The 26,252-nt window shown below is 30.5% G+C and carries 19 protein-coding genes and 1 tRNA gene; 3 read left to right on the top strand and 17 right to left on the bottom strand.

Annotated elements, in window-relative coordinates; translation table 11 throughout:
- Positions 1 to 114: 114 nt before the first annotated feature.
- Positions 115 to 6,060: a glycoside hydrolase family 2 TIM barrel-domain containing protein gene (locus KIB46_RS00520; protein ID WP_291669953.1), complete on the bottom strand. Its 5,946-nt coding sequence runs from the start codon at positions 6,058 to 6,060 to the stop codon at positions 115 to 117.
- A gap of 349 nt (positions 6,061 to 6,409) precedes the next feature.
- Here KIB46_RS00520 and KIB46_RS00515 point away from each other — a divergent pair, with 349 nt between their 5' ends.
- Positions 6,410 to 6,928: a hypothetical protein gene (locus KIB46_RS00515; protein ID WP_291669951.1), complete on the top strand. Its 519-nt coding sequence runs from the start codon at positions 6,410 to 6,412 to the stop codon at positions 6,926 to 6,928.
- A gap of 139 nt (positions 6,929 to 7,067) precedes the next feature.
- A tRNA-Met gene (locus KIB46_RS00510) sits at positions 7,068 to 7,143 on the top strand.
- Between the two features lie 113 nt (positions 7,144 to 7,256).
- On the opposite strand, the gene brnQ is transcribed toward KIB46_RS00510, so the two are convergent.
- The 13 genes from brnQ to hemC all read right to left on the bottom strand — a co-directional run bounded on the left by brnQ (position 7,257) and on the right by hemC (position 22,274).
- Positions 7,257 to 8,546 (bottom strand): branched-chain amino acid transport system II carrier protein, encoded by a 1,290-nt coding sequence (brnQ, locus tag KIB46_RS00505; RefSeq protein WP_291669949.1) that lies wholly within the window; start codon positions 8,544 to 8,546, stop codon positions 7,257 to 7,259.
- Positions 8,547 to 9,086: 540 nt separating this feature from the next.
- Positions 9,087 to 10,031: an FMN-binding protein gene (locus tag KIB46_RS00500; RefSeq protein ID WP_291669948.1), complete on the bottom strand. Its 945-nt coding sequence runs from the start codon at positions 10,029 to 10,031 to the stop codon at positions 9,087 to 9,089.
- 333 nt (positions 10,032 to 10,364) lie between these two features.
- On the bottom strand, positions 10,365 to 11,921 hold the full coding sequence (locus KIB46_RS00495; protein ID WP_291669946.1) for an ABC-F family ATP-binding cassette domain-containing protein: 1,557 nt from the start codon (positions 11,919 to 11,921) through the stop codon (positions 10,365 to 10,367).
- Between the two features lie 83 nt (positions 11,922 to 12,004).
- On the bottom strand, positions 12,005 to 12,865 hold the full coding sequence (locus KIB46_RS00490; protein WP_291669944.1) for a type II CAAX endopeptidase family protein: 861 nt from the start codon (positions 12,863 to 12,865) through the stop codon (positions 12,005 to 12,007).
- Positions 12,866 to 12,976: 111 nt separating this feature from the next.
- Positions 12,977 to 13,546 carry a DUF3867 domain-containing protein gene (locus tag KIB46_RS00485; RefSeq protein WP_156558675.1) on the bottom strand — a complete coding sequence of 190 codons (570 nt, stop codon included), beginning with the start codon at positions 13,544 to 13,546 and terminating at the stop codon, positions 12,977 to 12,979.
- A gap of 189 nt (positions 13,547 to 13,735) precedes the next feature.
- Positions 13,736 to 14,791 carry a spermidine/putrescine ABC transporter substrate-binding protein gene (locus KIB46_RS00480; RefSeq protein WP_156558676.1) on the bottom strand — a complete coding sequence of 352 codons (1,056 nt, stop codon included), beginning with the start codon at positions 14,789 to 14,791 and terminating at the stop codon, positions 13,736 to 13,738.
- Positions 14,792 to 14,954: 163 nt separating this feature from the next.
- On the bottom strand, positions 14,955 to 15,503 hold the full coding sequence (locus tag KIB46_RS00475; RefSeq protein ID WP_156558677.1) for a hypothetical protein: 549 nt from the start codon (positions 15,501 to 15,503) through the stop codon (positions 14,955 to 14,957).
- Between the two features lie 482 nt (positions 15,504 to 15,985).
- A complete protein-coding gene (locus tag KIB46_RS00470; protein ID WP_291669935.1) occupies positions 15,986 to 16,759 on the bottom strand; it encodes a formate/nitrite transporter family protein in 774 nt (257 codons plus the stop codon).
- A gap of 64 nt (positions 16,760 to 16,823) precedes the next feature.
- The gene (locus tag KIB46_RS00465) at positions 16,824 to 17,609 is read right to left on the bottom strand and encodes a sirohydrochlorin cobaltochelatase (RefSeq protein ID WP_291669933.1); all 786 of its coding nucleotides are present in this window, start codon (positions 17,607 to 17,609) and stop codon (positions 16,824 to 16,826) included.
- Position 17,610: 1 nt separating this feature from the next.
- Complete coding sequence (hemL, locus tag KIB46_RS00460; RefSeq protein WP_156559681.1) at positions 17,611 to 18,894, bottom strand: glutamate-1-semialdehyde 2,1-aminomutase; 1,284 nt, start codon at positions 18,892 to 18,894, stop codon at positions 17,611 to 17,613.
- A gap of 55 nt (positions 18,895 to 18,949) precedes the next feature.
- The gene (gene hemB, locus KIB46_RS00455) at positions 18,950 to 19,915 is read right to left on the bottom strand and encodes a porphobilinogen synthase (protein WP_156559679.1); all 966 of its coding nucleotides are present in this window, start codon (positions 19,913 to 19,915) and stop codon (positions 18,950 to 18,952) included.
- A gap of 3 nt (positions 19,916 to 19,918) precedes the next feature.
- Positions 19,919 to 21,391, bottom strand: coding sequence for a uroporphyrinogen-III C-methyltransferase (cobA, locus tag KIB46_RS00450; protein WP_291669929.1), 1,473 nt, complete (start codon positions 21,389 to 21,391; stop codon positions 19,919 to 19,921).
- A gap of 4 nt (positions 21,392 to 21,395) precedes the next feature.
- Positions 21,396 to 22,274: a hydroxymethylbilane synthase gene (hemC, locus tag KIB46_RS00445; RefSeq protein WP_291669927.1), complete on the bottom strand. Its 879-nt coding sequence runs from the start codon at positions 22,272 to 22,274 to the stop codon at positions 21,396 to 21,398.
- A gap of 209 nt (positions 22,275 to 22,483) precedes the next feature.
- On the opposite strand from hemC, the gene KIB46_RS00440 reads away from it, so the two are divergent.
- Positions 22,484 to 23,389 carry a hypothetical protein gene (locus KIB46_RS00440; RefSeq protein WP_156559673.1) on the top strand — a complete coding sequence of 302 codons (906 nt, stop codon included), beginning with the start codon at positions 22,484 to 22,486 and terminating at the stop codon, positions 23,387 to 23,389.
- Positions 23,390 to 23,439: 50 nt separating this feature from the next.
- On the opposite strand, the gene asrC is transcribed toward KIB46_RS00440, so the two are convergent.
- Genes asrC through asrA form a run of 3 tightly spaced genes read right to left on the bottom strand, consistent with a single transcriptional unit; the run spans position 23,440 to position 26,222 of the window.
- On the bottom strand, positions 23,440 to 24,408 hold the full coding sequence (gene asrC, locus KIB46_RS00435; RefSeq protein ID WP_291669923.1) for a sulfite reductase subunit C: 969 nt from the start codon (positions 24,406 to 24,408) through the stop codon (positions 23,440 to 23,442).
- 13 nt (positions 24,409 to 24,421) lie between these two features.
- Positions 24,422 to 25,213, bottom strand: a complete 792-nt coding sequence (gene asrB / locus KIB46_RS00430; protein ID WP_291669921.1) for an anaerobic sulfite reductase subunit AsrB — start codon at positions 25,211 to 25,213, stop codon at positions 24,422 to 24,424.
- 1 nt (position 25,214) lies between these two features.
- Positions 25,215 to 26,222 carry an anaerobic sulfite reductase subunit AsrA gene (gene asrA / locus KIB46_RS00425; protein ID WP_156559669.1) on the bottom strand — a complete coding sequence of 336 codons (1,008 nt, stop codon included), beginning with the start codon at positions 26,220 to 26,222 and terminating at the stop codon, positions 25,215 to 25,217.
- Between the last annotated feature and the right edge of the window lie 30 nt (positions 26,223 to 26,252).

Here is a 26,252-nt window from a genome sequence, read left to right as displayed (position 1 = left end):
AACATGTTTATATTTAATTATTCATTTTTAATAATATTAAATTTTTCCTTGTAATTATATAAAAAATAGAGATAGCCTAATATTAAGCTATCTCTATTCTTTATAATAATAAAACTAATGCTTCTTCTTTAGCATAAATAGGAATCCACCAACCATCATAGCTATACCATTTACAGCTACTATAGGCCATACGTTATTTCTATCTCCAGTTGTAACAGTTCCATTAGTTCCACTACCATTTCCTTGTCCAGGAGTCTCCCCTGGTTTTTCAGTTGGAGTATCAACTGGTGGTTCTGGGTCTGGATTTTCTGGTTTTTCAGGTACCTTTGTATTATCCATTGCATCCTTTAATGATTTCATAATACTTGTTATTTCCTCTTTTGAACCATCTATTAAAGCATTTTTTGCTGATTCAATTTGCTCTTTTAATGTTTTCCAAGCATCAACTTCATAATTTTTCTCTTCTAACTTTTCAGCTTCAGAAATTAAATTTTTCAATTCAGATACATCAACTAGATTATCATCTATTGCTTTTAAGCTTTCTACTGCTGCATTCACCTCATCTTTACTTGCATCTGATTTGTTTAATATTGCTTTTGCTGATTCTACTGTATTAATATAGTCACTCCATGAATTTACTGTATAATTTACTTCATCATGAGGAACTAAATTATTAATAGCTTCTTTTAATAATGTTAAATCTACCAATGCTTCAACTTTTCCTGGTGCTTGTGATATTTTTAATTGAATTTCTTCATCAGTAGCCTTTGGATTATTTAGTGTTTCAATGACACCATCAATAAACTCTTTATAAGCATTCCATGATGCTTCTGTATAAGATTCTTCATCTTTCTTATTAAATTCATCAATAATACTAATCAAAGCTTTTCTATTCTCATCTAATGGAATTAGATTTGTAAATGCATCTTGTAACTGAGCCATTATTTCTGTTACTTGCTCTTTTGTTGCTGCTGGATTTGATAATACTTCATTTCCTTTTACTAGCGCATCTTGTAACTTATTATAACTTTCTTCAACAAATAGCTCTTTATCTAATGCTTCATATTCTTCTACCATTAACTTCAAATCCTTAATATAAACAAGAGAATTCTTAGCAGAATTTAAAGCCTCTGTAGCATCATCAACTTGTTTTTGTGTTGCATTTTCAGATAATAATATTTCCTTTGCACTATTATATGACTCTGTATATGCTCCAAAACTATTAGCTGTATAATCAGCCTTTGATTCAGCAATTGTTTCATATTCTGCTATAGCAGATTCTAAATCTACTTTAGTTACAGTATTAATTAATTTTGCATCAGCCCATACAGCATGGTCATTTGAATCTGCACCATTAGTTTCTGTAATAAGTGATACTGTTTTAGCTCCACGAATATCTACATTTACTGGAACTGAAGTTTTAAACATCACATCATTCTTACGGAATACTTCTTTACCATCAACCTTTACTACAAAGTTAACATTACTATTTCCACCTTGCTCCATTCCAATTCCTGCAATTGCAGTAAAGTTTGTAGCATCTTTACCTTCAACATTAATTGTTACTTCGGAAGGTGCATGTGATCCAACACCCTTTTTAAATGGAGTCTTAACTCCATCAACCCAAACACCTAAAGGACTACCACATGTACAAAGATCCCTTTGGTTTGAACTGTATCCGCCCTTATCAACTATCCATTCCATATCACTTACATATATTTGATCTACTAAATTAAACTTTATAGTATATGTCTTTTCTATGCCATAAGATGAAGTTGCTTTAATTGTAGCTACAGGATTTTCCTTTGTAGCCTGAGTAATTTCTAATTTTACATTTTCATCTGTAGCAACAGCTTCTACCTTAGGGAATGTAAGCCCTTCTTTATCAAATAAATCATAACTATATTCAGTTCTTAAAGGCTCAAATCCATCTAAAGAAACACCATCTAAAGTTATATCAGTAACTGGCATTATTGAATTTGGATTTAACTTACTATTTTCCATTCTCTCTTTTACAAATTCATTATCATTAGATGCAGCTTTTGTAATTGGAGTAATTCTAAATGAATGTGTATAAGTTTCACCTTTATTTAGAATATATTCACCTAATGGACCAGGACCACAGCTTGCATTACCAAGACCTCTTTGAGCATAATCTACTGTTAATACAGTATCATCAATAGTAGGAACTTGGTATGGGTGACCTAAATTCTTCCAAGTATTATAGATGTCTTCAGCTCTATAATGTAGTGCACTTGTTTCCATCTTATCCTCGGCAACTACCATTATACCTTTACCATTTTCACCATTTGTTAAAGCAGTCCATCTAACATCTGTCTTATTTCCATTCTCTTGTGGTCTAATATATTTACTTGAGAAGGAATTAGTTACTGTATCCTTATAAATTCCAATCTTAGCCCCTGTATTTCTATCTATATAGTTTTCTTGAGGCCCTCTACCATAATAAGTGATGTTTTCATATCCTTCTGGAACTATCATCTTCATACCAATTCTAGCAATATCGCCAACTGCATTAGAATTTGCTGGTGTAAAGCTATTACTTACTACAATATCACCATTTGCATAAATTATATAATCAATTGAGTTTGGTGAGTCTATTCCTTCAATAGTTCCATCTACATGTACTGAAACCACCTTATCTTTTACATCTACAGTATAATTATTAACCTTAAAGTTATCAGCTGCATTTTTCATACCATCTGTAAAGTTTGGATCATTACTTACTCTTGCTCTCCAGTAATTTGGCTTTGGCCCTTCTTTTAATAAAACCTCTCCATTTACTGTATAATTTGTTATATATCCAGTATTTTTATCAAATGTAACAGAGAATGTATCACTATTTTCTCCACCAGTAATAACTGTTGAATCCTCTTTTTCTTCTACATTTATTGGATTATTTTCGCTTACATCAATAGATGGACGGGCCACTTCTGGTGTATAGTTTAAGATAAGTTGTTCAAAGGCTATCTCATCACCCTTATGTCCATAGTATTCTCCTGCCCATGGTTGATCTTCTTTTAATGTTACACTGAATTCTAATATATAATCAGAACCTTCTACTATTTGCATTTCTGGTAAATCTAATTGGATAGTCTTTTCTTCACCAGGTAAAATGTTTTTTTGCTCTTCTGAAAGCTTTCCTTGAGCTTTAATTCCATTATCAATTAAAAGCTTCCAACTTATATCATATTCATTTAAGTTTGTATTTAAGAATTCATTTACTATTCTAACTGTTCCATCTTTAGCTTGTCCGTCATCATAGAATGAAACTTCTTGATGCACTTTTTTAACTTCATATAACTCAGCAGATGGAGTTCTATCTGCATTCATTAATCCATTTCCACAAAAATCATTATCAGTAACTTTCTCTCCCCAGTCTCCACCATATCCAAAGAAATATTCTCCTTCTGGGTAATTTGTTGTTTCTTCTCTGATTTCATTTTCATTAAAATCCATAGAATATACTACATATTCTTGAGGAACTTTGTAGTTTTCTTGAATTTCTTGTTTAGTAAGCGCTTTCTTTAAAACCATCACGTTATCAATCAAACCGTTAAAAACACGCCCATTGTATTGTGGATCATCACCAATTCCTATATTATAGCTTGCACTATCTACCGGAGTATTCTTTGAGATACTCTTTTCTCCAACCATTTCGCCATCTATATATAAAGAATATTTACCATCTGCATATGTGCCTACAATATTAGTCCATTTTCCTATTTTTTCACTAGGGAAATCAACAGTTAAAGTACCACTGCTCCATCCATCCACGAAAAATTCTATTTTATTGTTTGTTTTAGATATTTTTAAATTATAACCATTATCACCTTTAGAAATGATAGCTTGATCGCTTCCTGTCATTCCATCTAACTTCACCCATGCTGATAATGTTAATTCATCACTATTTGCATTTACACTTGGAACAAAAGTTTTGCCTCTTAAAGCTTTTCCTTCTCTTCCATTTTCCAATGTTCCTTTTATTTCTGATTCAGTTCCATCTGCATTTTTCACGTAATACTTTGTAGTATTTTTAATCTTTGTAGCAATTGACTGATCCATCCAATCCCATATGAATCCACCTTGAGCATTTTCATAATTTCTAAATACATCCCAGTACTCCTTAAAGTTTCCTAGTGCATTTCCCATAGCATGTGCATATTCAGATTGAATATAAGGAGCCTTATTATTAGTATTAGTTACGTGTCCAACTACTGATGATACTCCCCAGTATTGCGATGAATAAATATCTACCATTGATTGTTCTCTATTTCCCTTTGTATAACGGTTATCTCTTTCATATTTTCTTAATCTTGATGGATCACGTTCTAAAATCCATTGAGTAGAATTATATAAAGAATAATTTTCATCCATTGGATAAATTTTATAAGTTGCTTCATTTCCTAAGGACCAAATTACAACTGATGGATGATTCTTATCTCTTTCTACCATATTTATTGTTCTATCCATAACAGAATTATTCCATTCAGCTTCACCTGACGGTATATCAGCTTCAATTGCACCTTTATGTGATTCAATATTAGACTCATCACATATATATAAGCCTAATTCATCTGCTAATGCATAAGTGTATGGATTATTAGGATAATGTGATGTCCTAATTGCATTAACATTGAATTGTTTCATTGTTACTAAGTCTTCTTTTATATCTTCTCTTGTAAGAGCTCTACCATTTATATGATCAGTCTCATGTCTATTAGTTCCTCTAAACATGATCTTTTTACCATTAATTTGAGCTTGCTCTTGACCTGCTTCATTTATATCAACTTTATCAATTTCTCTAAATCCTACTCTTTGACAAGTTGTTTCAACTACATTACCATTTTCATCTTCTAATTGAATTAATAATCTATAAAGATTTGGTGTATCTGCAAACCACTTTTTAGGGTTAGTAACCTCTTTAGAGCCTGTACCCCTTTGTCCCTTATCATCTGCGCGCTCTTCAACTGTAGCTTTTCCTGCGCTTACTTCTATATCATAAGAAAGTGGTTCACTCCAAAGTTTTTTATCACTATCTATTTCATATAAATCAGCTTTTACTGTATACTTACCAGACTTTTCTGGACTTAAACTTCTTACATCTGTTTCTAATGTAAGTACAGCATCTTTATATTCTTCATCTAAATCAGTTTTCACAAAAATATCACGAATCTCGACATCTGATTTTGAATATAAAAATACATCTCTAAAAATACCACTTAAACGAATGAAGTCTTGGTTCTCTAGATAGCTTCCTGTTGACCACCTATATACCTCAACTGCAATTGTGTTTTCTCCTGGTTTAAGATATTCAGTAATATTAAATTCATCAGCAGTATAACTATCTTCAGCATATCCTACTCTTTCTCCATTTATATATAAATAGAATGCTGATTCCACACCTTGGAAAGAAACAAAGGTTTGTCTACCGTCCCAGTCCTCTGGTAAAACGAAAGTTCTCTTATATTGGCCAACGCTATTTTTAACAGTTGGTGCAACAGGTTTATTCTTTCCATTTGTATTATAGTTTACTGATTCATAGTTTGCCCAAGGATATGTCTGATTTGTATAAATTGGTGTGTCATATTTAAAATCACCATTTTCATCTCTCTGAGTTTGTATATTACTTGGAACTTCAATCTTATCCCAGCCTTCTGTATTCCAGTCTTCTTTATAATTTTTAGCTTCATCACCTCTTAAATCGTTTTCACGATCTGCAGGTTTTTCAGCCCATTTAAAGTCCCATGTTCCATTCAAGCTTTGATACCACTTTGATCCTGTTTCATCAAGATCATCTAGTGCAGATTTTTCATTTTCCAATGCTTTTTCAATAGTTTCATATGGAGTAAATGTAGATCTTGCTGACTCACGATTTACTTCTACAGTACTAATTTGGTCATACCATTCTTCTCCTGCAAATTGCGTGTCTGCAGCCTTTACAAATTTAATTGAACCAAAATCTACTACAGATAATACTAGAGTACTGGCTAAGAGTATTGAGGTAAATTTTTTCGTATTTTTTAAATTTCTACTTTTCATATTTTCCTCTCCTAAATCTTCCTAGTTTTATTTTCTAATATTACTCCTTACCCTACTATGAACTTTTTAACACTTTCTATAATTAATAGATATGATCTCCAGTTAATTTATTATTTTTTAATCTCCCTCCTCTCTTTATAAAAATAAATATCATATCTATGGTTTCCCACAGTTTAATTATACCTTATATTACATTTATTGTATATATTTCAATCACTTTTTTCTATTCTATTAAATTATAAATCAAAACATATAATTCTATTATCTTTTTTAACTCATCTCTTATAATTTGCTATTTATTTCAACTAGTAATATAATATTTTATTATATTTCTAGGAGGATTGATTTTATGAAGCAAATAAAATTGTGTATTATTATAGCATTGTTATTATTTATTCCACTAACGCTATATTACTTTATTCCTACTAGAATTACTCCTAAAAAAGAGTTATCTAAAGATGACATTAAAATAAAAGTTCACTTACAAGTAACAACAGGTCCTCTTTATTACTTAAAAGAAGATAAAACTAAACTTTGGAATACTATTAAAAATACTTATCCAGATGCCAATCCAAAATATGTACAACTTACTGGTAATCTTCCTAATTATGCTGTAAATGATCCTGCTTTATTGGGAGACTTTTATATATATGGAAAAGTTATTGGAACATATAATGATTCTGCTGAAGGTAAAATTCCACTATTTAATGTTAAATATTCTGACGCAAGTCTTGCTCCAATATTTAGAGATGACTCACTTTTAGAACGATTTTCAATACTTTTTTTATTTCTTCCCCTTGTGACTTTACTTCTGCTAATATCACTTATAGTTATTCTTTTTAAAGAATATAAAAACAAAAAGAGTTAGCATTTAGAGGTATATATGCATCTAAATAACCTCTTCTTCTCTCACCACATAATATGGCTCCTTTTAATTTTGACATTATAATACCTAATCTATATACTAAGAATATAAGTTAGCTCGTTGCAAACTTAAAACTTAATATCGCGGGATGGAGCAGTTGGTAGCTCGTTGGGCTCATAACCCAAAGGTCGTAGGTTCAAGTCCTGCTCCCGCAACCAAAAAAAATCCTTATATTATGTAAGGATTTTTTTTATAATGAAATCCACAAAATAACCCAACAGCTAATTTTAACTGTTGGGTTATTTTATATAGTAAAACTTCACTTATATTCTTATGATGCATCCGCCATTAAATCAACAGGTTTATCTTTAAAAATAAAAGTACCTATTATTCCTCCTATTATTGCTGGTATTATCCAATTAAATCCTAATCTATCAAAAGGAAGTGCATGAATTAAATTTATATTAACACCTAAATTATCAATAACAGTAAGAGTACTTACAAGCAAAGTAGCATAAGCTGCACCTTTATATGTAGAGTTCTTAGTAAACACATTTCCAAAAGACACCATTAACACTAAAACAAGAGCTACTGGATAAAGTATCGTTAATATTGGAGCTGCTATAGAAATTATTTTATCAACACCAAAGTTAGAAATAACAGCACTAAAAACACAAATCACTGTAACCAGATGCTGATATTTAAATTTTTTATTACTAAGTTCTTCAAAATATCTAGCTGTAACAGAAGTTAAACCTATAGATGTAGTAAGGCAAGCAAAAGCAACTACAATACTTAATAAAATTCCTCCAGAAGAACCTAATAAACCTTTTGTTATAGCAATTAGTAATGCGGTTTGAGATATACTAGCATCATAAATATTAGAAACTGTAGCTCCTAAATATGCTAATCCAGAATATATTAATATAAGACCTACTGCTGCTACTAATGAGGATTTTATAGTAAGACTTGTAACTTCTTTTTTATCTTTGTATCCCTTGGCTAAAAATGTAGCTATAATAAGTGCAGCTATTCCACCTGATCCAAGTGCATCCATGGTTTGATATCCTTGAGCAAGTCCAGTTGAGAATAAACTTTGTAAATCACTAGCACTACTTAAATCCCCCAATGGAGATAATATCCCTTTTACTATTAATGCTGCTAATGTAAGTAAAAGTATAGGAGTTAAAAACTTACCTATAATATCAACAACCTTATTGGGCTTAACTGTTAAAATAAATGTTAAAGCAAAAAATATAATAGAAAACATAACAGGACCAATTGAATTAGTTAATGGAGCAATACTTATTTCGAAAGTTGTTGCACCAGTTCTTGGTATAATAAGTATAGGTCCTAAACAAAGCATTATAATAACTTCCAAAGCAAGTCCAAATTTCTTACCAGCCCTTCCTAAAACAGCTTGATAAGAACCAGCCCTTGCAATAGCAATAATTGATAAAAGTATCATACCTACATCTGAAATAATAAAGCCTAGATAACTTATTAACCAGCCACTTCCTGAAGTCATACCTATGTATGGTGGAAATATTAAGTTTCCTGCTCCGAAAAACATTGAAAATATTGCAAACCCTACAACAATTATATCTACTATTTTTTTCATAATGTTATCCCTTTCCTTTTTCACACTCAATCTCTGTATACATAAGATTTTGCTAATAAATTTTTTTTATAACTGGTCTAGATGTTAAAAAGCCACATAGACTTAATCTATGTGGCTTAAATAACAAGTTTACTTACATAATATATTAAACTTAGCCATCATAGATACAAAACCAATGGTCTGTACCTATGATGATTATTTTTATCATAAATACAGACCTAACTAAAATAGCTAAATCCAAAATAGATATTTAATTTTAAACTGTTAGTTACATTTATGCTACCTATCATGTTAATAAACTCCTATATAATCAATACTTGTTTTAATATTATATTAATAATTAAACCTTGTCAATTAAATATTTATAACATTACCCTATTATTCTATTTTTATTTAGTTTTTGTTCTATATAAAATTTATGCATATATAGATGATGTAAATTGAACTTTTTAATAAATAAAAGGATTTAAATATATAATCCTATCAATGCAAAATAACCCAACAGCTAATTTTTACTGTTGGGTTATTTTAGTATACTAATTATAGTACCTTATCTGCCTTCATTTCATTTAATAACTTTTCAGCTAACTTTAAGTAATTATCCCAAGCTGTATTTCTCTTAGTATATCCACTTGATTTATAGTCCCCAGTATCTTCAATAGCTGGTAAACCTGTTAAGTCTAGCATATTTTGAGTTTCTACAACCTTAGCATTTAATTCATCCATTTGAACGTTAAATCCTATACGTGATGGCTCATGGTACTGTAAACTTTCATATTTAGATAATCTATAATATTTCTTTAATTCTGCATCTTCAATTTCATCTTGTGAATTTGCAAACACCTCATCATATCTACATTCAACTATCTTTCCATCTTTAACAAGAACCTTTAATTTTCCAGTTAATCCTCCACCTAATTCTTCTGCTATTGCATAATATTTAGTTCCATCAGGATTTCCAATTTGAGCATTAATCTTCTCTGCTAAAGGTACCATAGCTTGTTCGATACTATTTGATGCCCCTGACACTACATCGAATTCTCCAGTTAATCTTTGCTCTTCAATCATTTGCTTTTCTACCTTAACAACACTTTGAATCCAAGCAGCCCCTTTAGCTAATCCCATATCAAAATTATATTCAGAGTTACGCTTTGGTACATCTTGATAATATCTCTTATAGTAATTTGGTCTAGTCATCTCATTAAACTCTACTTCTACAATCTTATTATCATTTTGAACAACTTCTAAAACACCAAGGTGTCCTTGTCTAAAACGCTCTTCAGCTTTGTAATAATCCCCTTTTATTATTCCCAAAGTTGGTTGAGCATCCCATTCTAAGTCTATAGCTTTTTCAGCTACAGAAGCTTGTGCATTTGCATCTACCTTAGCTTGTTCATCTTCTTTCTTTGTACATGATACTAAACTTCCTACAACTAATATAGTAGTTATCACTGAAAGCATCATCTTAAGTTTTCTTCTGTTCATTTGTTTACCCCTTTTCTTTAGAATTGTTATTTCTTTAACAGAATAGCATATAATTCGACATAAAATCAATATCTTTTCTCAAAAATAACAATATTTTTTTATTGTAGTAAATTTATCCGCATTATTTTTGTAAATAATATCCATGCTGCTATCTTATATTATTGCATTTTTAGTCACCACAATATTTATAAATCATAGTAGCAGCTTTTATAAAATCAATAAAATAACTTCAATATAACTCACATTCTATCATACACTTCCACCTCTAAATATATAATTTAATTATAATAAAAAAGAGCTAGGCTCTATGCTAACTCTTTAAACTTTGAAGAACTACACAACTTTTGTAGTCCAATCCTCACAATTCCAAATTTCAGTAGCAACTTCTCTATAGAATTCTGGTTCGTGAGATACAAGTAAAATTGATCCCTTATATTCCTTTAAAGCTCTAGCTAATTCATCCTTAGCATCTTGATCTAAGTGGTTAGTCGGCTCGTCAAGGATTAATATATTAGTTTCTTTATTTATGATTTTACATAATCTAACCTTAGCGGCTTCTCCCCCTGAAAGAACCATAATCTTAGATTCTAATTGCTTTGTAGTTAATCCACACTTAGCTAAAGCAGCTCTTATTTCATATTGAGTAAATGAAGGGAACTCTGACCATACTTCTTCAATACAAGTATTAGTGTTTCCACTTCTATCTTCTTGTTCAAAGTATCCTATTTCTTGATAATCTCCTCTTTCTACTTCCCCACTTAATGGATTTATAAGGCCTAAAAGGCTCTTAAGTAAAGTAGATTTTCCAAGACCATTAGCTCCAACTAAAGCTATCTTTTGTCCTCTTTCCATATAAAGATTTAGTGGCTTAGTTAATGGTTTATCATAACCTATTACTAAATCCTTAGTTTCAAATATAACCTTTCCTGAAGTTCTTGATGGCTTAAAGTTAAATTCAGGCTTTGGCTTATCCTTTGAAAGCTCAATTCTTTCCATTTTATCAAGCTTCTTTTGTCTTGATTTAGCCATGTTAGATGTAGCAACGTTAGCTTTATTTCTAGCAACGAAATCTTCAAGCCTTGCAATTTCCTTTTGTTGCTTTTCATATGCTTGTTCTAATCTCTTCTTATTTTCTTCATATATTCTCTTAAATTCATAGTAGTCACCAACGTATCTAGTTAGCTTTCTTTCTTCAACATGATAAATTAAATTAACTACTTCATTTAAGAAAGGAATATCATGCGATATTAATATGAATGCATTTTCATAATTTTGTAGGTATCTCTTTAACCATATAATATGTTCTTCATCTAGGTAGTTAGTAGGCTCATCTAGTAAAAGAATGTCTGGATTTTGTAATAATAACTTTCCTAAAAGTATCTTAGTTCTTTGTCCACCTGATAAATCATCTACATCTCTATCTAACCCTAAGTCTAAAAGTCCAAGCCCCTTTGCTACTTCTTCAACCTTTGCATCAATAACATAGAACCCATTATTATCTAATAAATCTTGAATTACAGCTGTTCTTTCAAGCATCTTTTCAAGCTCTTCTGGTGTACAATCTCCCATCTTTCCATATAGAGTATTCATTTCTTCTTCTAAATCGAAAAGATATTTAAACGCATCTCTTAATGCATCTCTTATAGATTGTCCTTTTACTAAAGCTGCATGTTGATCCATGTATCCAACTCTAACATTATTTGACCAAATTACTTGTCCCTCATCTGGCATTAATTTATTTGTTATTATATTCATAAAAGTAGATTTACCTTCACCATTAGCTCCAACAAATCCAACGTGTTCACCTTTTAATAATCTAAATGAAACATCTTCAAAAATTGCTCTGTCACCAAAGCCATGATTCATATTCTTAACTGTTAAAATACTCATATGTTCCTCCAATAATCTTATCTTACTTGCTTTTTATATTATAAATGATTTTTCTATAAAATAAACTGGAAAATCCATATATTTTAGTGTATTTTTTTATTTTTTATAAGAAATACTAGTGAAACTAACATTAAAATTATAACCATCGTAACAATTAGTCCACCTTCTGGTCCAAAAGTACCTCCATTTAGAATAGGATTACCTACAAAAGTCATTTCATAAAGTTTAGGTGTAGTTATTCCACTTACAGGCATTCCATATATGCACCCTTGAAAGAAGTTCCAAGTTATATGAAACCCTGTACTAAGCCAAATACTCTTTGTCTTAACATACATAACTCCAAATAAAATTCCCACTAAAAATATATTAAGAAAAGGAATAAGTGAAAATCCATTATTACCATAATGCATTAATGAAAATATAACTGCTGAAACCATTATGGCAAACCACTTATTATTATTGCTTGCTTCCATTGCTCCAATTATATATCCTCTTGAAAGCAATTCTTCAGCAAAACCAACTAATATAAATAAGATTAAATAAAGAACTAAACTTAGTGAAAATCTCGGTTCTAATAAGCTGTTTACTAAAACTCCACTTTTACTAAGTAGTATCAGAATAAAAGCTAATGTAATAGCTATTATCCCCATAACTAATCCTAGTATTAAATTCTTTATTTCTTTTTTATTTAAAGCCTTCAACCCAATCAGAGATAAATCATTCTTAAATAATACTTTCCATGACAATATTGGTGTAAGAATCAAAACAATTTCCTGGGAAAACATAAGTATAATATATATATTTTCTCTCATAGATCCGGAAATTACTACCAAACTACCTATTATATTTGCCATTATAAATAATAAAATATACTCAACCAAAAATAATATAAGTATTTTCCACCCAGAGCGAACTTCTCCTTCTTCATTCTTAAAAACTTTCATCATATACCTCCCATAATTATCTACTATTTACATATATATTACCACTTTAAAAAATATGCTAAATCAAAAAAAGAGAAGTTGCTATTGCAATTTCTCTCTTCAATAATTTAATTAATATTGGTAGTCCTTTGTATTTTCACAAAGTTTAATTTGTAATATTTCATTATCTCTTAATTTCTTATATGAACACAGGAAGTCGCTAAGTTCTAAATCAGCTAAGTCTATTTTTCCTTCACTATAAATAAGAACACTTTCTTCATCTAAGACTATAGTTACATTATTTTTATCATTATTTATTTTGTATCTTGATATAGCTTTAGTTTCTATTTGAGAATTATACTTTTCGTTAAAACTCATATTTTTTCTTACCTTTTCATAGTCACTGCTAATCTCTGATACATTTATTCCTGCTGACTTTAATTGCTCATCTATCATTGATGAATCAAAACCATATCTCTCCATAAGCTTCTTTTGTATATTAAAAAATTGCTCTTGAGTTATATTATTTTCTTCCATGTATTTATATATATTTTTAGTAAAGTCAGCCATTGTGATTTTACCTTGTGCCATATCATAATATAAAGAGTACATATAATTTTCAAGTTTATCTACAAGCTTATCTTCGTCTTTTTCTTTTGCCTTATTCTTAAGCTCGTTAAAATCAATGATTCTATCGTCCATAATATCACTCCTTTTTGTATATTATATAATAAAAGTTTACATTTAACTACAATGTTAATAAAAAAAAGGTGGAGTGGATATTTATTTTGTTTGTTCCGTCGCTACGCTCCAAGTCACATCAAAACAAATATCCACCCCACTCATACTAAAGGTTATGAAAAGCTGCAATTAGCTTTTCCTTACAAATCATTAATTAGCAGATTTTATTTCTGTCCAAGCATCATCATATATTTTCTTCACATCACTTGGGAAATCTGTATATATTTCGCATCTATCCATTATTTCTTTAGGCATATATGCATTAGGGTTATTTCTAACCTCTTCTGGTTGTTCTAGTCTTGCTTCTTTATTTGGTGTTGTATATCCAATTTCATCAGCAATTCTTAAAGCACTTTCCTTATCACTTACAAAGTTTATGAACTTTTCAGCCCCTTCAACATTTGATGCATTGTAAGGTATACATAGGCTATCAATCCAGAAATTTGCTCCTTCCTTAGGTACAACATATACTAAGTTTGGATACTCATCTTGTAAATTTAATCCTTCTCCAGACCAAATCATATTTATATCAGATTCACCTGCTGGAATCATTGTTGTTCCATTATCAACCCCATACAATGGGCTAACTAATTTTCTTTGATCTAGTAATAATTGTTTTGCCTCTTCAATTTCTTTTGGATTAGTTGTATTTAAGGAGTAATTTAACTTCTTTAAAGCAGCTCCCATTGTATCTCTGTAAGTATCAAACATAAAGATCTTTCCTTTGTACTTTTCATTCCAAAGTATATCCCAACTATCAACAGGTTCTGTTACTACATCCTTGTTATAAATTAGTCCTACTGTTCCAAACATATAAGGAACTGAGTACTTGTTGCCTTCATCAATATCAAGATTTAAATATGCCTCATCCATTTGAGAAATATTAGGAATGTTATCCTTATTTAACTCTTGAACAAGATCTTCTTTAATCATTCTTGGCATTAAAGCGTCAGATACTAAAATAACATCGTATTTTACTCCTCCATCTTTAATCTTTTGATACATTGTCTCCATATCATCAAAAGTAGTTATGTTGACCTTAATTCCAAACTTATCTTGGAATTCTTTTATAGTTTCTTCATCTATATTCTCCCCATAGTTAAGAAAGTTAATTTCTTTTGAAGAATCTTTATTACATCCTATAAAAAAGGTACCCATTATAACCATACAAATTGATAAACTTAATAATTTAAATAACCTTTTCATTTTATACTTCCTTTCATCATTATTTAAACTTTAAATATTCTTTTGGCATTATATCATTATTTTAAGTACATGTTCAATAGATAAGTAATATTTATTATTACTTCATAAAAATTAAAAGACTGTTACAAAGAATTTAATCTTTTGTAGCAGTCAATATAAATAACTATTTTTTCTTTTTCTTTTTATTAGATAATACTACTCTACTTTGAACCTTTGCTTTTGTAGAAGGTCCCTTTGCTGCATTCTTATATAACTTATAATGTGCATAGAATCCTATTAATAATAATGGAATATAGAATGTTGAAAGAACTCTAATATATAATGCTACTGGAGCTAAAAATGAAGCTATAAAAAGAACTATGTTCACATTATATCTGTCACAAAGTCTATTATATAATGTAATTGCATAAATAGACCAAGCAACAGAAACAATTGCTCCAATTATAGTGAATGCCATATTGTCTACTATAGCCGTAGATACCGAACCTGTAATAAAACTTACAATAGCTAGTATAATCATTATCATATTACCACCAGCCACTTTAATTACCATATATGAATTTGCAAAAGGTATCCAAGCAAGCCATGGACATTTTACTTTTTCTACCTTTGCTATCTTATAAATTGCTAATGCTGATAAGACATAATTTACAACTCCAAATAACATATTTACCACTGCCATTAATCCCATTAACGATGTTGTTTCGTACACTATAACCCCTCCCATACTTTTGTATAAATATAATCATATCATATTTATTTATATGTCAACAAGTTATATATCAGTATTCATTATAATTAATTATATCCTTTACATTTTTTCTAACTTTCTTATAACATCACTTGATGGATATCCTAAAGATATAACCAACTTAATTTCTCTATTTTTAGGAATACTTAAAAGTTGTTTTTTCAAATCATCAATCAAAGGCTAACCCTTACATTTCCTATTTATTTAAATATTTATATATTGTTATATTTATAAGAATTTTTATTTTAAAAGAATTTTTCTAAGATTTATTATTTATATTAATAATATTATTTTTATTTTTAATATAAAGCAGGGTGGATATTTATTTTGATTGTTCCGTCGCAAGCTCCAAGTCACATCAAAACAAATATCCACCCCACCCGTACTAAAGGTAAGGAAGTAAAAAAAGAAGAACTACATTCAGTTCCTCTTCTCTCTAAAAACTATTTTTTCTTCTTTCCTGTTAAGAAAATATATGATCCAGCTATTACTCCAGCTCCACCTATAAAGTTACCAATGGTAACAAAAATAAGGTTCTTAGCCATAGCGCTTAAAGCTAGTCCACTTCCTGCTGATATTAACTTAACTATTGCAAACAATCCCATGTTAGCAATACTGTGTTCATATCCTGCTGTCATAAAGGCAAATACACACCAAAGAATCATCATTATCTTTCCTGATTCACTCTTCATCTTATAAACCATCCAAGAAGCTAAACAAACAAGAATGTTACAGAATATTCCTCTGATAATCATCTCAGGTGCAGTAAGAGATATCTTACTCTCAACAGTCTTAACCATATAGTAAGCAGTAGATTCATTTATTAATCCACCTTCTACAAATAAAACTGCTGCAATAATTGAACCTAAGAAATTTCCAAGCCAGCTAAATCCACATATCTTAGCTACATCAATCCACTTAGTTTCTTTTTGGTTTGCACCAATTACCATTGTCATTGTATTACTTGTAAATAAATCTGCTCCAGCAAAAACTATTAAACATAGTGCAATACCAAATGATAATCCCATTATTATTTTTGTCCATGGTGAATCTGCGGTACCTAAAAGTCCACCTATAACATAGGCTAACATTGTACCAAAACAAACATATAATCCACCAAGCATTGAAGATAAACCATATTTTGCAAAGCTATCTTCTAACATATCCATTTTCTTTCTCGCAGAATGCGATATTGTCTTTAGTTCATTGATATACATACGTACTCTCCTTAGTAAAAATAATTCCCTTAGAATATCCTTAAAAATTTTATAATAAGACAAGCTATTTATCAAGTATCTTAATTAGGCTTTTTAGGTATATTTCTCTAAATTCATATCTTTCTCCTAAAGAGATATCCTGCTTATTTACTTTAAATCCATTTAATTCTAATTTTGAACACCAAGACTCTTTACTTTCTCCAAATATATCCACCTTAGCATGGTACCCTGACACTATTAAAAAAGAGGTTACTGTTAAGGATTTTACACTATCTTTTTTAAGTTCTTCTACTATTTCATGAAAAGTTGGATTTCCAGCTAAAGTTGCAAAGTATATTCCTTTTATATTTCTCTTTTTAAGTTCTTTTCTAAGTAACATAAATGGTAAGTCACAGGTGTTTTTAATACCATGCCCAATAAAAAGTATAGGTTCATTCTTCGGCTTTATAGATATAACTTTTTCAATAATATCGTCCATTTTACTAAGACCACTATGCTTATCTAAGGATAACAATGGTTCTGCTATAATCATAGAGTTAAATTTATCTTTATAACTCTCAGCAATTTCTTCAATATTATCTTGTTCTTTCCCTCTAATAAGATGAAGAGGAAGTATTATTACTTCCTCCGCCCCATCTTTATATATTCTTTTTAAAGCTCCCTCTAAACTATGAACTTGTATATCATACTTTAAAAGTAACTTTTCTCTTATATGTCTAGAAGTAAAAACTTTAATTACTCTATAATCTGGAAAAGCTTTATTTATATCTCTTTCTATTGGGTCAATACTATTTTCTATTCCTTTTCTTTCAGATGTTCCAAAAGAGGTTAATAATATGACCTTTTTCATTTTACTCTACTTCCTTTTTAACAAATTCCTCAAATGCCTTTAAGAATTTAAAAACATGTGTAATATTATGTGTTGTTGATAAGAATGATGCTTCATATTGTGACGGTGCTATATTAAAGCCACTGTTTACCATATGAATGAAATATCTCTTGAACCTTTCCTCATCACATTCCTTAACTTGGTCATAAGATGTTACTTCTCCATCTTTGAAGAATATTGTAAACATTCCACCTGCTCTATTTATAGTAACTGGGAAATTATATTTTTCTTTAATCTTATTAATACCATCCTCAAGCTTCTTACCTACATTTTCAATATGATTATAGTATTCTGGATGATCGTATAGTTGTCTTAATGTTGCAAGCCCTGCTGCCATTACTATTGGATTTCCTGACATTGTTCCAGCTTGATATACTCCACCTAATGGTGAAAGATGTTCCATAATCTCTTTTCTACCACCATATGCACCACATGGAAGCCCCCCTCCCATTATTTTTGCATATGTTACTAAGTCTGGTTTTACATCAAAAAGACTTTGAGCTCCTGTAAATGATACTCTAAATCCTGACATAACTTCATCAAATATAAGTAATGCTCCAAACCTATCACAATACATTCTTAACTTTTTAATAAACTTTTCTTGTGCCTTAACAACGCCCATATTACCTGCTACAGGTTCTATAATTACTGCAGCTATTTCTTTACCATAATTTTTGAATAATTCTCTAACTTGATTTTCATCATTATAAACACCAATTAGTGTATTCTTAACGCTTTCTTCTGGTACTCCAAGGGATCCTGGGATTCCTTCAGTTAAAACCCCTGAACCTGCTTCTACTAAGAATCCATCAAAATGTCCATGATAACATCCAGCAAATTTAATTATTTTATCTCTTTTTGTATATCCTCTTGCAAGCTTTATAGCACTCATAGTAGCCTCTGTACCTGAATTAACCATCCTTACCATTTCTACATTAGGCATAGTTTCACAAAGGAACTGAGCCATTTCTAGCTCTAACTTAGTAGGTGCTCCAAAAGCTAATGCATTTTCTGATGTTTCTTTAATAGCTTTTACAACTCCATCATTGCAGTGTCCTAATATTAAAGGCCCCCAAGCTAAAACAAAATCTATATATTCTTTTCCATCCTCATCAGTTATAATTACACCCTTTCCGTTCTTAATTACAGGAGGATTCATCCCCATATTTCTATAGGCTCTAACGGGGCTATTTACTCCACCAGGCATATATTTCTTACTTTCATTAAAAATGCTTTCATTACTCATATAAATTTCTTTCCTTTCCTAACAAAATGAAGAATAAAAGGTTCATTTTCGTCAATTAACCTTTTAGCTTATTTGCTGCATAAATTGCATAATAGGTTATTATTATATCAGCTCCAGCCCTCTTTATGGAAGTAAGCATTTCCATAACTATTCTTTCCTCATCTATTAGACCTGCTTTAGCTGCTGCCTTTACCATTGCATACTCACCACTTACGCTATAAGCTGCAACTGGAACTATAGTACTATCCTTAACTTCTCTTATTATATCTAAATAAGAAAGAGCTGGCTTTACCATAACTATATCTGCTCCCTCTTCAAGGTCCATCTCTACTTCTTTTAAAGCTTCTCTTCTATTAGCTGGGTCCATTTGATAAGTCTTTCTATCCCCAAACTTAGGTGCAGAATCTGCTGCTTCCCTAAATGGTCCATAGAATGCAGAACAATACTTAGCTGAATAACTCATTATTGATACATTTTTGTACCCATTATCATCTAAGGCTTCTCTTATATAACCTACTCTACCATCCATCATATCAGATGGTGCCACCATATCTGCTCCTGCTTCTGCATGAGACACTGCAATTTTACATAAATATTCTAAGGTTTTATCATTATCTACATATTCCCCATCTAAGATACCACAATGTCCATGATCTGTATACTCGCACATACAAACATCTGTAATTACAAATATATTAGAATCAATTTCCTTAATTTTTCTAACAGCTTTTTGTACTATTCCATCCTTAGCAAAACCTTCTGAACCACAACAATCTTTAGTTTTAGGTATACCAAAAAGAATAACTCCTCTTACTTTAGCATTCCTTACTTCTTCAATGATTTCATGAAGTCTATCTAATGAATAATGATAACATCCTGGTAAAGAACTTATTTCCCTTTTTATATTTTCACCTTCAACAACAAAAATAGGTAAAATAAAATCATCTGGTGAAAGAGTTGTTTCCCTAACTAATGCTCTAATATTTTCATCTCTTCTAAGTCTTCTTCCTCTATTAATCATTTACTACACTTCCTTATTCACAATCTCAACAATTTCTCTTAAAAATCCATCCTCTGAATGTTGCTTACACATAAGACCTTCTATTCCATGCTCTTTTAAAGCCTTGAAAGTAATAGGACCTATTGCAATGCATTTCTTTTTCCTAACTTCTTCAATTCCAACCATATCTACCATATTATTTACTGTACTTGGGCTAGTAAATAATACTATATCTACTTCATCAAAACTTCTTTTATTTTGAACCTTTCCTGGAACTGTATTATAGGTATGAACTCTATCCACTTCTAATGCTAAAGCTTCAATTTCATCCTTTAAGAAAGTTCTACTCTTTGAGGAACATGGAATCAACACCTTTTCTCCAGGTTTTAAATCTTCCTTAATAGCTTCAAAAAGTCCCTCACCCACAAATTCTCTAGCCATTTTATAAGCTTGTATTCCTCTTTGTGCTAAAGCTTTCTTAGTAGCTTTTCCAACTACAGAAAACTTAGCTTTTAATCTTCTTATATCGTAATTTTTTTCTATTAAATAGTGGAAGAAGATATTAACTCCATTTACTGAAGTAAGAATTATGTGATCATATTTATCTAACTTTTCTACATATTCATCTAGGTTTTCTGAGGTTTTCTCAATTTTAATAGAACTTATACTTGTAACCTCTGCACCTAATTTGCTTAACTTATCCTTTAAGCTTGATGCTTGCTCTCTAGAACGTGTTACACAAATATTCCACCCAAATAAGGGCTTTTTTTCATACCAAGATAGCTTATTGCTTAAATTAACCACATCTCCTACTACAATAATGCAAGGTGATTGTAGTCCTGCTTCTTTAACTTTATCTACGATATTATCTAAAGTTCCAACAACCTTTTTTTGCTTGGATGATGTTCCCCTCATTACTACAGCTGTAGGGGTATTAACATCCTTTCCATACCTAGTTAAATTTTCTACTATTTTTTCTAAATTACTAAGGCCCATCATAAATACAAGGGTTCCAGTTTCATTTGCTAAGGCTTCAAAGTTTATTTTTTCTTCAACAGCTGTCATTCCCGTTACTATATGAAAACTTTGTGCAATACCCCTATGAGTTATAGGAATACCTGCATAGTTTAATACAGCTATAGGTGAAGTAACTCCAGGAATAACCTCAAACTCTATTCCCTCCTTTTCTAAAGCTAGAACCTCTTCACCACCTCTACCAAATACATAAGGGTCTCCCCCTTTAACTCTTCCTACTACATGACCTTCATTAGCAAGCTTTACTATCATTTCATTTATTTCGTCTTGAGTTTTATAATGAGCACCAGGTTCTTTACCACAATAATAAACTACACATTCCTCACTTAAATAATTTAAAACATTATTGGATACTAATCTGTCATAAAGAACTGCAGTACATTCTCCTAATGCCTTTATAGCCTTTAAAGTTAATAATTCCTCATCTCCAGGACCTGTTCCTATTATATATGCCTTACTCATTTTACTACCTTCCACAACTTAATACTTTTTCTGCTAATCTTTTTCCTAGCTCTATGTTTTCTTCTATGGAACCTTCTATATCTTTCTTTATTATCTTTCCATTCACCATATAAGTTCCAATCATATATAGCTTACTTCCCTCTGTAATTGAATAAGCTCCAATAAGGCTATGACAATCTCCATTTAGAGCTTTCATGAAGCTTCTTTCTGCTTCTACTTCTAAACGTACCATCTTATTATCTAAAGCCTTAAAATACTCCTTATTTTTACTATTTTTTAAACACTCTATTCCAAGAGCCCCTTGACCTATTGCTGGAATGAATATATTAGGGTCAAAATAGTCTGTTATTATTTCCTCCATCCCTAATCTTTTTAATCCCGCAGAAGCTAAAATTATCCCATCTAACTCTTGTTCTTCCATCTTTTTAAGCCTAGTTTGAACATTACCTCTAATAGGTACAATCTCTAAGTCACTTCTTATCTCTTTTAAAAGTGCAGCTCTTCTATTACTACTTGTTCCTATCTTTGCACCTTGCCTTAATTCACTAAAATTAATACCTTTTCGTGAAATAAATGCATCTCTAACATCTTCCCTTTCAGGCATTGCAACAAGTTCAAATTCTTCAGCTAATTGAAAAGGAACATCTTTCATGCTATGTACTGCACCATCTGCTTTTCCTTCTAATAATGCTATTTCTATTTCCTTTGTAAAAAGTCCTTTTCCACCTATCTTATCTAAAGTTACATCTAGTCTTTTATCACCTTCTGTAACAACTAATAACTTTTCAGAATCTATATTTTGTTGTTCTTTTAATAACTCCATAACTCTCTCAGTTTGAACCTGAGCAAGCTTACTTTTTCTTGTTGCTATAATTAAACTCATTTATTTCACCTCATTAATTTATATTGCCTCATATTTCTATATTATATTCTACCATTTACCAAGTCCAATAGGTATTTTTTATCTTTTCAAAAGGTGTTTAATTATATGTAATATTTAATACATTTTTGTAATTTATTTGTAAACACTCTCTTTATGTAAACTGCTAATATTAAATTATAAAAAATAAATAAAAAGGGTGAGAAAACTTTATGAAGAATAAATTTATATCTTTTTGTCTTTTGTTAGCTTTACCAATTACGTTAATATCCTGTAATACATCAAAAGATGAAGTTATTCAATCTAATCCTTCTCCAAAAGAAGAAGTTACTAGTGGATTACAAGAACAACCTGAAGAAAGCCTAATAGAATCTAATATTGCTGCACCTTATACCAAAGAACAATCTATAAAAAATAATGATTTAGTTTATGACGCTAAAGAAGAAAAATATGTAGATAATACTCCTCTAAAAAACTTCTTAGATAATGTAAAAATTAATAAACCTGCTAAAGTTAGATATACTCAATATTATGAAGGCTTACTAGATAAAATGCGCGATGTTGAATTTGACGGTAAAGCATTTAAATTGAAAGAATACGATACTAAATCTCCTGAATTAAAATATTATAACTATATAGTAATAAGAGGAGAATCCATTACTGTTGTAAGTAACTACTATAAACTAGATGGGGATGGAATGAAGCTATTTCCTGTAGAAAACATAAATACTTTCTACGGAAAATGGAGTATTGATAAGAATGTTGCCAGTAATTCAGTAACTTTATTATCTAATGATGATATTTCCAAGATAATTGGACAATTAATAGAATTCTCACCTTCATACATTAATTACAACAATAAAAAATATTTAAATGTTAAATATAATAATGAAAGTATTTCTAATATCGAATTTCAATCAGGATTTAAAGGTGTTACCTTCAATGATTTAGGTATTGAATCAAACACAGTAAACTCTATTTCTCTAGAAAGCTATGATAATATGATTCAAGATGATGAAGTAAATGGTATACACGGATTAACACTATATGAAAAAAGTAAAAATACCATAATTCTATATAAAGGTGGAGTTTTCTTCGAATTACACAGACAACAATAAATAAACTTTTATCAAAGAGAGGGACTGCATAGCAATCCCTCTCCTTAAAACTACTCTCTATATTTAACTCCGCTCCAATAAACGTTGTCTTTTACTATAGCATCCTCTGGTAATTCTACTCCTTCAAGAACCCATTTCTTAAATTCCATAAATCCAGTTCTATCAACAATATAACCTACATGCTCTTTTCCACCTGGAGCATTTCTATCTATATATTGTTCAACATATTTGTAACAATTATTTATAATCTTAACTATACTATCTTCATCAGCCCATATAATAAAATCTTCTCCAAGTCTTGGATTTTTCTTACCTGTCCTTCCCATGATAGTAAGTCTATAATATTTCTTCTTACTTCTAGTCCAAGCACCTGTAGGACAATTAATTACACATTCACCACATCCGATACATCTTCTGTGATCTCTAATAACCCTATAGTTTTCTGCATGTAAAGCTTCTGTAGACTTCTTCTTACAAGCTCTTACACAGGCACCACAAGATACGCACTTTTCTGAATCATATTGTGGCATTGTCATACCTATAATACCAAAGTCATGCATTCTAGCTTTAATACAATCATTGGGACATCCTGTTAATGCTATCTTAAAATGAAGATCATTAGGGAAAATTTCTTTTTCAATTCTCTTTGCAAAATTAGTAGTATTATAGTTTGCATATGGACAAACATTATTTCCTATACATGCAGATACATTTCTTGTTCCTGCTGCTGTATATCCCTCACCTGGGATTTCTTGATTTATATCTAATCCCTCTATAATAGGTTGTAATAATTCATTAACCTTGTCTATATCTGAGAACTTAATTCCTGGTATTTCAAACCCTTGTCTAGTTGTTAAATGCACAGTACCATTTCCATAAGTATCAGCTATTTCTTGAATTAATCCAAGATATTCTGCCTTTAAGTGTCCACCTGGAACTCTTACTCTTGAAGCAGTAATTCCTCTAGTTTTTGTTATTCTAAAAGCGTTCTTTTTTAACTTTTTAGTATTTATATCCATATTAACTACACCCCTAATCTCTTAAAAGTTTGCCTTTGGAATAATTAAATACTGGTCCATCTAGACATACATATGTATCATCTATTCTACAGTGTCCGCATTTTCCAAGTCCACAACACATCTTTCTTTCATGTGATATCCAAATGTTTTCTTCCTTCATTCCAAGCTTTAAGAACTCAGCCACAGTAAATTTCATCATCATTGGAGGTCCAACTACAATAACTTGTGCAGTATCCATATCTTCAAACTTAAGTTCTGGAACATACTTTGTAACTAGTCCAACATTTCCTTCATATCCTTCTTCAGCAGAATCTACTGTTAAAGTAAAGTTTATATTCTTTTCCCACTCTTTCATGTCTTCCTTAAATAACATATCCTTAGGAGACTTAAATCCTGCTATAACTCTTGTACTTGTTGCATCTTGAGGATTCTTTGAGAAGTAATCTACTATTCCCTTTACTGGAGAAAGTCCAGTACCACCAGCAACTATAACAACTTCTCTTCCTTTATAGTTTTCTACATCAAATCCATTTCCATAAGGTCCTCTTAAAAATAACTTATCTCCCTTATATTTAGTGAAAACTTCGTTTGTTACCTTTCCTACCTTTCTAATAGTTAAGTCAACATAATCTTCTCCTATTCCACTAACTGATATTGGAGCTTCTCCAAACTTAGGAATAGAAACTTCAAAGAATTGTCCAGGCTTTACTTCCCCTTTAAATGACATTCTAAATGTATACTCTATATCTGTATGCTTAATAACATCTAAAACTTCTGAAACAAATGGCAAATATTCATTATGCATATTACTTCACCTCATCCATAGCTTTTTCTAACTTGTTAATACAATTTGAGAATGATATATACTCTGGACAGATATCATCACATCTACCACATCCAACACACATGTGATATCCCCATTTCTTCTTATAATCATAAACTTTATGAAGAACCTTATACCTCATTCTTTCTCCCTTAGCTCTTCTAAAGCTGTGTCCACCTGCCATATCTGTATATCCATCAACTTGACATGATGCCCATACTCTTCTTCTTTCTCCTGCCTTGCCATTATCTCTATAAATGACATCTTGCATTGTAAAGCACGTACATGTTGGACATACAAAGTTACATCTTCCACAGGCTATACATCTTTGAGAATATTCATCCCACATCTTAGAATCCATTACTGATAAGTCTAAGTTTTCAGGGATATTAACCTTCACTTCATTCTTTTCTACAAATTCAGGTATAACATTAATATCTTCTTCAGCAAATATTTTTACTAACTCTTCAATTTCTTTATCTTTAACATCTAATAAAACTTCATTTCCATCTACTTTTATGTAACAATCATATTCATCAGTTTTATTAGTTCCCATATCTACACAAAAACAATTTTCAAAGCTTTTTTCGCATCCAAACACTATAAACTTTGCTTTTTCCCTCATCTTTTTATAATAAGGATCAACAAATCCATTTCTTAGGTAGATATCATCTATTCTTTTAACCCCATGTAAATCGCAGCTTCTTAAGAATACAACTAAATTCTTTTCTTCTACCTCTGCTTCTTTTACCTTATCTTCTGTAAAGAAGAATAAAACTTGTGTTATTGGTAAAAGTACTTCCTTATATGAAAAATCTGATTTTTTATTAAATTCTATTTCTTCTATTTTATTTATCTTTCCGTATCTAATTCTATCTGTATCTGAAAAAGTTCCTTCTCCTTCAAAAACTTTAGGAGCATATACTTCATTATTCTTTTGTAATTGAACTATAAGCTTATTCATATTTTCTAGAGTTAATCTATATCCCATATTCACATCTCCTTACAGAAAACTTGTCTT

It is taken from the genome of Clostridium sp., assembly GCF_018372875.1.
Taxonomy (GTDB): Bacteria; Bacillota; Clostridia; order Clostridiales; family Clostridiaceae; genus Clostridium.
The sequence above is the reverse complement of the archived record's forward strand: the minus strand, read 5'-3'. Positions and strand labels throughout refer to the sequence as shown.